Source organism: Dokdonella sp. (assembly GCF_035511235.1).
Lineage (GTDB): Bacteria > Pseudomonadota > Gammaproteobacteria > Xanthomonadales > Rhodanobacteraceae > Dokdonella.
The window spans coordinates 20,495-28,778 of the sequence record NZ_DATKFQ010000037.1; the positions used below are offsets into that span (position 1 = coordinate 20,495).

Here is an 8,284-nt window from a genome sequence, read left to right on the forward strand (position 1 = left end):
CCCCGTCGCGAACGCGTTGGAAGCCCCCATGCAGACCCTCGGTAGAACCCGCAAGCGGCGCAAGCTCAAGGCCGAGATCAACGTCGTGCCGTACATCGACGTGACGCTCGTGCTGCTGATCATCTTCATGGTGACCGCGCCGCTGCTCAATCTCGGCGTCGATATCCAGCTGCCGCAGTCCAATGCGCGCGCGATCCAGAACGACAAGGAGCCGATCCTGGTCACGGTCGACCAGAACGGCGGACTGTTCCTGACGCTCGGCAAGACGCCGCGCGAGGCGATCGAGGCCGAGGCGCTGGTCAACAAGGTTTCAGCCTTCGTTCGCCAGAATCCCGATATTCCGGTGCTGGTCGCCGGCGACGAGCGCGTGGATTACGGCCGCATCTATGCGGCGATGGTGCTGCTGCAGCAGGCCGGGGCCGCGAAGGTGGGTCTGATGAGTCAGCCGGGCGACGGCACGGCACGCGCCCGCTGATGGAGAGCTCCGGCGACAAGCTGCGCGCGTTGCTGCTCGCCCTGGCCCTGCATCTGCTGTGCGCACTGGCGTTGTTCGGAGGGCTTTGGTGGACGCAGGAAACTCGGCCCGTCGTGATGCCCGGACCGGTGATCGAGGCCGTGCTGGTCGGCCCGACCGCCGCGCCGGCGCCGAGCGGCACGCGCGCGCCGGCGCCGCGGCCGCCGCAGCCGAAGCCCGAGCCGCCGAAACCGGAAACTCCGAAGCCCGAACCGCCGAAGCCGGAGCCGACGCCGGCCGAAGCCGCGCCGCCCCCGCCGCCGCCCGATCGCCAGGACGTGATCGAACGCGAGCGCATCGCCGCGCTGGCGCAGGAGAAGGCCGAGCAGGAGAAGAAGGAGCAGGCCGAGCGCGTGCGCCGCGAACAGATCCTGCTCGAGGAGCAGGAGCGCGAGCAGCAGCGCCAGCTCGAGGAGATCCGCAAGAAACGCGAGGCGGCCGAGAAGAAGCTGCGCGACGAACAGGCACGCATGAAGAAGCTCGAGGCCGACCGCAAGGCGATGCAGCAGGCGGCGGAAGCCGAGCGCGCCAAGGCCGCGCAGGCGGCGGCCGAAGCCGAGCAGCGCGCGGCGCAGGCGCAGACCGGTGCCGGAGGCCAGGACAACGACCTGGCGGCGCGCTATGCGGCGGCGATCCAGGCCGCCGTGACCTCGAGCTGGAACCGGCCCGACAGCGCGCAGGCCGGCCTGCGCTGCGCCGTGCAGATCAAGCAGATTCCCGGCGGCGACGTGATCTCGGTCCAGGTGGTCTCGCCGTGCAATGCCGACGCGCCGACCCGCAACTCGATCGAGCAGGCGGTCATGCGCGCCGCGCCGCTGCCGTATCAGGGCTACGAGAACGTGTTCCAGCGCCAGATCACCTTCAATTTCAAGTACGACGGATGAGGCACGCCCCATGCACTACCGGATCCTGACCTGCCTGCTGGCGGTCCTCGCACTGATCGGCCACGCATCGGGCCTGCACGCGCAGGGCCTGTCGATCGACATCACCAACGGCAATCCGTCGGCGCTGCCGATCGCGGTGGTGCCGTTCGCGTTCGAAGGCGGCGGGCTGCCGCCCGAGACCGACGTCGCCGACGTGATCCGCGCCGATCTGGCGCGCTCGGGCAAGTTCCACACGCTGACCAAGTCCAACATCGTCGAATTCCCGGCGCGCGAGGCCGACGTCAAGTTCGCGACCTGGCGCCTGCTCAAGCAGGACTATCTGGTGATCGGCCGCATCGGCGACGGCGGCGACGGCGGCCTGCGCGTGGAGTTCGAGCTGTTCGACGTCGCCAAGCAGCAGCGCATGGCCGGCGTCGCGATCAGCGGCCAGCGCAGCCAGATGCGCGACGTGGCGCATCAGATCGCCGACCTGATCTACGAGAAGATCCTCGGCGTGCGCGGCGCGTTCTGGACCCGGATCGCCTACGTGACCGCGGTCGGCGTCAGCCCGAAGATCCAGTACCAGCTGATGGTCGCCGACTCCGACGGCTACAACCCGCAGGTCGTGGTGCGTTCCGGCGAGTCGCTGATGTCGCCGGCCTGGTCGCCGGACGGCCGCAAGCTGGCCTACGTCTCGTTCGAGAACGGCAACTCGGCGGTCTATATCCAGGATCTGACGACCGGCCAGCGCCAGCTGATCTCCTCGCAGCGCGGCATCAACAGCGGACCGTCGTTCTCGCCGGACGGCAGCAAGCTGGCGCTGACCCTGTCCTTCGGCGGCAACCCGGACATCTACGTGATCGACCTGGCGAGCCGCGCGCGCACCCAGCTGACGCGCCACTTCGCGATCGATACCGAAGCGGTCTGGGCGCCGGACGGCCGCAGCGTGTTCTTCACGTCCGACCGCTCCGGCAAACCGCAGCTTTATCAGGTGTCTGCGAGCGGCGGCGACGCCGCCCGGGTGACCTTCCAGGGCGCCTACAACGCACGCGCCACGGTGTGCTGCGACGGCAAGTCGATCGCAATGGTGCAGGGCAGCGGAAACGTGTATCGTATCGCCGTTTTCGATCGCGCTACCGGGCAGTACAGCCAGATTTCGCCGGGCAACCAGGACGAATCGCCCAGCTTCGCCCCGAATGGAAGCATGGTGCTGTATGCCGCCGCGGAAGGCGCGCGCGGAGTTCTGTATGCCGTCTCTTCGGACGGCCGGGTCCGGCAGCGTCTGGTCCTGGCCGACGGCGACGTACGCGAACCCGCCTGGGGACCGTATCGTCAGCGTTGAGCCAGCAAGCTTTCAATAAAGTGTCGGCAGGTCGTTTCCGGGCCTGATCGATATTGCGTGGTGCCCACTGTCCCAAACCCGGAAAAATCAAGGAATCCACATGAAAACCGTAGCTCGTGTCATCGTCGCCGCCCTGCTGGTCGCCGGCATTGCGGCCTGCGCCAAGAAGACCACCACCAAGCCGGCCGACGCCCCGGTGCCGTCGACGCCGACCACGACCGCTCCGGCGGACACCTCGGGCCGCTATACGCGTGACAGCCTCGAGACCGATTCGTGCCTGCGCCAGCGTGTCGTGTACTTCGATTTCGATTCCAGCACGATCAATCCCGAGTTTCAGGCCCAGATCGCCTGCCACGCCGCCTACCTCGGCCAGTTCCCGGATGCCCGCGTCACGCTCGAGGGCAATACCGACGAGCGCGGCTCGCGCGAGTACAACCTCGGCCTCGGCGAGCGTCGCGGCAATGCGGTGCAGAGCGCGCTCAGCGCGGCCGGCGCTTCGTCGGCTCAGCTGAACGTGGTCAGCTACGGTGAAGAGCGCCCGGTCGACCGCGGCCACGACGAGGCGGCCTGGTCGAAGAACCGCCGCGTCGAAATCGTCTACACCGCCAAGTAAGCGCGATGCAGGCCGCTCAGCGACGTCTGAAGCAGCTCGGAGCGGCGACCCTCGCGGTCGCCGCTCTGTTCGCCGTTCCGGCCCAGGCCCAGCGCCTGTCGCTGGCCGAGCGCGTCGCCGCGCTGGAGGCCAAGAGCGGCCCGGGCAATGCCCAGAACAGTATCGAACTGGTCAACCAGAACCAGCAGCTGCAGAACCAGATCCAGCAGCTGCAGGGCCAGATCGAGGAGCTGCAGAACCAGGTCGAGCAGCTCAAGAAGAACAATCGCGACCAGTACATCGATCTGGATTCGCGCCTGGGCCGCCTCGAAGGCGGCGCACCCGCGGGCAATCCGGCCGCCGCCGGTGCCGCGACGAACGACAACCAGCTCGACGACATCCAGCTTGGCGGAACGACGTCGGGCGCCGCAGCCGCGGCCGGCAGCACGCCGGCTCCGAGCGCGCCGGCTGCCGTCGAGGTCGACCCCACGCTCGCCGCCGCACCGGCGGTCGACCCGGCCGATCCGGCGGCCGAAAGCGCCGCCTACGATGCAGCCTTCTCGGCGCTCAAGAGCGGCGGCTATGCCGAGGCCGAGCGTCGTTTCCTCGACTTCATCGCGCAGTATCCGAACAGCCCGCTGGTCGGCAATGCCTATTTCTGGCTCGGCCGCGCGTACTTCGTGACGCAGGACTATGCGCGCGCGCTCGATGCGTTCCAGATCCTGGTCTCGCGCTATCCGAACAATCCGAAAGCGGCCGACGGCCTGCTCAACGTCGGCAACAGCCAGTACGAACTCAAGCAGCTGTCCGAGGCCGAGACCACGCTGAACCAGGTCATCGAGCGCTATCCGAACACCGAGGCCGCGCGCCAGGCGACCGCACGGCTGCGCGCGATCACGCTCGACCGCGGCCGCTGACCGGCCGATCGCCCGCCGGCGACCGGCCGCCGCTCTGCCCGTGATGCTTCCCGCCCCGATCCGGCTCGACGCCGAGCCGCGCTCCACCGATGCAGACCGCTCGCCGCGCGTTCGCGGCGAGCGCCTGCGGCTGACCGAAATCTTCTTCTCGGTGCAGGGCGAAGCCGATGCCGCCGGCTGGCCGACCGTATTCGTGCGCCTGACCGGCTGCCCGCTGCGCTGCACCTGGTGCGATACCGCCTACGCGTTCCACGGCGGCCGATGGTGGACGATCGAGGCGATCCTCGACGAGGTTGCGCGTCATGGCGCGCGCCACATCTGCGTGACCGGCGGCGAGCCGCTGGCCCAGAAGCGCTGCCTGATCCTGCTGCGGCGCCTTTGCGACGCCGGCTACGAGGTCTCGCTCGAAACCTCCGGCGCGATCGACGTCGGCCCGGTCGACCCGCGCGTGCGCAAGGTCGTGGACCTCAAGGCGCCCGGTTCCGGCGAGATCGGCCGCAACCGCTGGGACAACCTCGCCCACCTCGCGCCGCACGATCAGCTCAAGTTCGTGCTCGCCGACCGTGCCGACTACGAATGGGCACGCGACACGGTGCGCCAGCACGCGCTCGCCACGCGCTGCATGGTGCTGTTCTCGCCGGTGCACGGCTCGCTCGCGCCGCGCGACCTCGCCGAGTGGATCCTCGCCGACGGCCTGCCGGTCCGCTTCCAGCTGCAACTGCACAAGCTCCTCTGGGGCGAGGAGTCCGGACGATGAAACGTGCGGTCGTACTGGTATCCGGCGGCATGGACTCGGCCGTCACGCTGGCGATGGCGCGTGCCGACGGCCTGGCCTGTCATGCGCTGAGCGTCGCCTACGGCCAGCGCCACAGCTCCGAGCTGGTCGCCGCCGAGCGGCTGGCCGCCGCGCTCGGCGCGATCGAGCACAAGACCGTGCAGGTCGATCTGCGTTCGATCGGCGGCTCGGCGCTGACCGCCGACATCGACGTGCCCGAACAGGGCGGTGCCGGCATCCCGGTCACCTACGTGCCGGCACGCAATACGATCATGCTGTCGATCGCGCTCGGATGGGCCGAGGTGCTCGGCGCCTCGGACATCTACTGCGGCGTCAACGCGGTCGATTATTCGGGTTATCCCGACTGCCGGCCGGCCTTCATCGAGGCATTCCAGACGCTCGCGAACCTGGCGACCAAGGCCGGCGTCGAGGGCCGTCCGCTGCGTCTGCACGCGCCGCTGATCGCGCTCGGCAAGGCCGACATCGTGCGCGAGGGACTGCGCCTGGGCATCGACTTCGCGCAGACCGTCTCGTGCTACCAGGCCGACGCCGAAGGCCGCGCCTGCGGCCATTGCGACGCCTGCCGGCTGCGTGCCGAAGGCTTCGCCGCGGCCGGCGTAGCGGACCCGACGCGCTACCGCTGAGCGCTCAGCGGTTGAGCTGCACGATCGCGCCGTTGAGGCTGGCCGCGAACGCGAGCCAGAGTGCGTAAGGTAAGAACAACCACGCCGCGACGCGCTCGAATCGCCAGGTCACCGCGATAAAGGCAAGCACCAGCACCAGCATCGCGGCGATGTCGATCATCGCCCAGACCGGCTGATGCAGGCCGAAGAACAGCCACGACCACAGCGCATTGCCGATCCACTGGCCGATCCACAGCGCCAGCGCAAGGCGGCGTATATCGCCCGCGCCGCTCGCGCACCAGACGCGCCAGCCGGCGATCGCGATCAGCACGTACAGCGTGGTCCAGACCGGCGAGAACAGCCACGACGGCGGATTCCACGACGGCTTGTTCAGCGCCGCGTACCAGGCATCCGGCCGGAACCCGATGCCACCCGCGGCCGCGAGCGCGACCAGGACCAGGAAGATGAGCAACGATCCGTAGCGACGCATGGCGCAAAGCTCCCCCGTTTGACCGCCGCGACGCTACCGGAGGCGACCTGAAAGGCGCAGCAACGACACGCCGGCATCCGGCCGGCAGGCTGCGAGCCCGCGCGAATCCCGCTACAGTCGCGCGCTCGGTCGCCCTCCCGACCGCCCCGCAGCGGCCCCGATCCGATCGGCGCGAACCGCGACTCCGGGCCGTTAGCTCAGCGGTAGAGCAGTGGACTTTTAAGCTGCTGGCCTGCCTTCTGTGCCTTTCCTCGACCTGTACTGTCCTTCGCAAATTCATGCGGTTATCTCAGTCTCGGCCTTCTCGGCTTTGCAGAAGTTCTCTGCCAAACCGCCACTTCCGCAGACACGATTACACAGGAATTGCAGCGCGCCGGCTCGGCGCCTGGGGGCCTGACCAGCTGCCATTTGAAATGTCAGCTGGCGTTTTCGCTACGCGCAATTTTGCGCACTGCTTCGGAATCAACCGCTTGCATCGCGCCACGCCTGATCGATGCTCGTCTCTGCAATTTTGCGGAGTGCTAGCAGATCAAGCTGCGGCGGCGAGGGCAAGAGATTTCCTACCGCTGGTCGCGGCGATCGCCCATCGTCAGCGCCAGAGCGCACGCGGCATCCTGGCCCCAAGTCCGGCAGCTCGCGCTTGCCCTCCTGCACCTGCGGTCGTCGACACGACACCTCCGGCACCACTCATGCCACGTTCGCCAGCTCGCGGAAAAGGCATGTCGCCGCAGGAGCGTGAGGCGCTGACGCCAAGGCCCGCCAGCTCGCCGCCGAACGAGAGGCCCGTGGCGCTGGTCATCTAGACGTGGATTGAGCCCAACCGGACTCGCGGACCAGTGCGAAAACCCGAATGGATGCAGATTGGATAGGCGTTTTCTCTGAAAATTCGTCAGTTGCCAACTGATAAGGCCAGTGGCAGGATTACGTTCACATCAAGGACAGCCATCAGGGGGTGGCAGATGTCAGAAGAACGAGAGCTTCGAGAGAATGAGTCAAGCAGTGAATTCCCTACAGTGATACTGTTTGTATTCGCCGCTTGCGCTGTGCTGATTGGATTTGGTTTCGCGTATGAAGAGGCGAAGCCCGCCTTTTCCCTGTCTGCGTCCCTCAGGATATCTGAGCTGCTGTTATTCGGCGCTGGCTTGTATTCCGTCGCCCTCCTCAGGGGCCAGCTTCGTGCGGTGCGTGGGCAGCTAGTAGCGCAGCTTCAGCAGATGGAGAGGCATGAGCAGCAGCTGGAAGACGAGAACCGACTACGGTCCTACCAGATGTATCACCAACTGTTCGCGAGGATCCCGGAGCCCGGTGAGCTAACGCAGCGAATGTACGATATCGCTAAGAAACATGGCTTCCTTAAAGGACTGGAGGGGTTCGGTACTCCGATCGGAGCTGATGTGTCGCGAGCAATCCAGGGGGATACGGATGACTTCCTCAGTGTGCGTGCCTTCCTGGACGAGTTCGAGAAGTTCTGTGGGGCTGTTCAGGCGAAATTGGTGGACCCCGAGTACGCTTTCTCAATGCAAAGCGGTCGGGTCATCAGATACTTTACCGTTTTTTCGCCAATAATCAAAGACTTGCAGTCCGAAAACGACATGGCCTACGCTGAACTGCAGAAGACGGCTGAGGCGTGGCGACAAAGGCGGCGTACCGAGGACGAAGCGAAGCGGCTGAACAGAGGCATCGGGGGCCCATCCGTCCCCGCGTTGAACCAGTCCAGACGCGCCATACGTTAGTCGGTATGCTATCGCTGACACCCCTTCCACCCACCCGCCAACGACGAGGAGATGAGACTGTGTGCAACGAGACCACGGGCCTGTAAAGCCCGTACATACCAAGGAGCCGAAGAAGCGCCCTGCTGGGCGCTTCTTCTTTGCTGCCCCCGGCATCTTCGTCGTTGAGCGTCGCCCCCCCCCTTCAATCCCGCAGCTCTAGACAAGAAGCGGCCCAGCCCACATCGAACACCCGCCCCTCATAGCCGCCCAGCATCCGCAGGGCGATCAATCGCGCCGGATTGAAGCGCTTGGTCGCCGAGCAGATGCTGGTGATCGACGGGATGAAGGATATCGTCCGAAAAAAATGACGACCCCGATGGCGCGGCGCGAATCGGTCCAGGTGCTGGTCCGTCGGGGAGTTTCGCAACGCAAGGCTTGCCGGTATCTGGGCCTGAG

At 66.7% G+C, this 8,284-nt stretch carries 9 protein-coding genes and 1 pseudogene; 9 read left to right on the top strand and 1 reads right to left on the bottom strand.

From position 1 onward, the window contains the following. Positions 1-28: 28 nt before the first annotated feature. The 7 genes from tolR (at position 29) to queC (ending at position 5,647) form a co-directional block, all read left to right on the top strand. On the top strand, positions 29-475 hold the full coding sequence (gene tolR / locus VMR06_RS16180; protein WP_325378210.1) for a protein TolR: 447 nt from the start codon (positions 29-31) through the stop codon (positions 473-475). Next, the gene (tolA, locus tag VMR06_RS16185; RefSeq protein WP_325378212.1) at positions 475-1,398 is read left to right on the top strand and encodes a cell envelope integrity protein TolA; all 924 of its coding nucleotides are present in this window, start codon (positions 475-477) and stop codon (positions 1,396-1,398) included. The genes tolR and tolA overlap by 1 nt, the downstream gene beginning before the upstream one ends. 10 nt (positions 1,399-1,408) lie before the next feature. Beyond that, positions 1,409-2,719 (top strand): Tol-Pal system beta propeller repeat protein TolB, encoded by a 1,311-nt coding sequence (gene tolB / locus VMR06_RS16190; protein ID WP_325378214.1) that lies wholly within the window; start codon positions 1,409-1,411, stop codon positions 2,717-2,719. Between the two features lie 100 nt (positions 2,720-2,819). Further along, positions 2,820-3,332, top strand: coding sequence for a peptidoglycan-associated lipoprotein Pal (gene pal / locus VMR06_RS16195; RefSeq protein ID WP_325378216.1), 513 nt, complete (start codon positions 2,820-2,822; stop codon positions 3,330-3,332). A 5-nt stretch (positions 3,333-3,337) separates the two neighbouring features. Then, positions 3,338-4,228 (top strand): tol-pal system protein YbgF, encoded by an 891-nt coding sequence (ybgF, locus tag VMR06_RS16200; RefSeq protein WP_325378221.1) that lies wholly within the window; start codon positions 3,338-3,340, stop codon positions 4,226-4,228. Between the two features lie 43 nt (positions 4,229-4,271). Further along, on the top strand, positions 4,272-4,985 hold the full coding sequence (queE, locus tag VMR06_RS16205; protein ID WP_325378223.1) for a 7-carboxy-7-deazaguanine synthase QueE: 714 nt from the start codon (positions 4,272-4,274) through the stop codon (positions 4,983-4,985). After that, entirely contained in the window at positions 4,982-5,647 is a 666-nt protein-coding gene (gene queC, locus VMR06_RS16210) for a 7-cyano-7-deazaguanine synthase QueC (RefSeq protein ID WP_325378225.1), read from the top strand. Before queE ends, queC begins: the two co-directional genes overlap by 4 nt. Before the next feature lie 4 nt (positions 5,648-5,651). Here the strand turns inward: queC and VMR06_RS16215 are convergent, their stop codons facing one another. Continuing rightward, positions 5,652-6,116, bottom strand: coding sequence for a TspO/MBR family protein (locus VMR06_RS16215; RefSeq protein ID WP_325378227.1), 465 nt, complete (start codon positions 6,114-6,116; stop codon positions 5,652-5,654). 959 nt (positions 6,117-7,075) lie between these two features. Here VMR06_RS16215 and VMR06_RS16220 point away from each other — a divergent pair. Together VMR06_RS16220 and VMR06_RS16225 are read left to right on the top strand one after the other, a co-directional pair. Continuing rightward, positions 7,076-7,849, top strand: coding sequence for a DUF4760 domain-containing protein (locus VMR06_RS16220; protein WP_325378229.1), 774 nt, complete (start codon positions 7,076-7,078; stop codon positions 7,847-7,849). Between the two features lie 278 nt (positions 7,850-8,127). Beyond that, positions 8,128-8,284: pseudogene (locus tag VMR06_RS16225) on the top strand (IS3 family transposase); the annotation flags it as partial.

What these genes read in the sequence shown, in the direction of transcription:
- tolB (WP_325378214.1), top strand. Translation starts at nt 1,409, where the DNA reads ATGCACTACCGGATCCTGACCTGCCTGCTGGCGGTCCTCGCACTGATC.
- tolR (WP_325378210.1), top strand. Translation starts at nt 29, where the DNA reads ATGCAGACCCTCGGTAGAACCCGCAAGCGGCGCAAGCTCAAGGCCGAG.
- VMR06_RS16220 (WP_325378229.1), top strand. Translation starts at nt 7,076, where the DNA reads ATGTCAGAAGAACGAGAGCTTCGAGAGAATGAGTCAAGCAGTGAATTC.
- tolA (WP_325378212.1), top strand. Translation starts at nt 475, where the DNA reads ATGGAGAGCTCCGGCGACAAGCTGCGCGCGTTGCTGCTCGCCCTGGCC.
- queE (WP_325378223.1), top strand. Translation starts at nt 4,272, where the DNA reads ATGCTTCCCGCCCCGATCCGGCTCGACGCCGAGCCGCGCTCCACCGAT.
- ybgF (WP_325378221.1), top strand. Translation starts at nt 3,338, where the DNA reads ATGCAGGCCGCTCAGCGACGTCTGAAGCAGCTCGGAGCGGCGACCCTC.
- pal (WP_325378216.1), top strand. Translation starts at nt 2,820, where the DNA reads ATGAAAACCGTAGCTCGTGTCATCGTCGCCGCCCTGCTGGTCGCCGGC.
- VMR06_RS16215 (WP_325378227.1), bottom strand. Translation starts at nt 6,116, where the DNA reads ATGCGTCGCTACGGATCGTTGCTCATCTTCCTGGTCCTGGTCGCGCTC.
- queC (WP_325378225.1), top strand. Translation starts at nt 4,982, where the DNA reads ATGAAACGTGCGGTCGTACTGGTATCCGGCGGCATGGACTCGGCCGTC.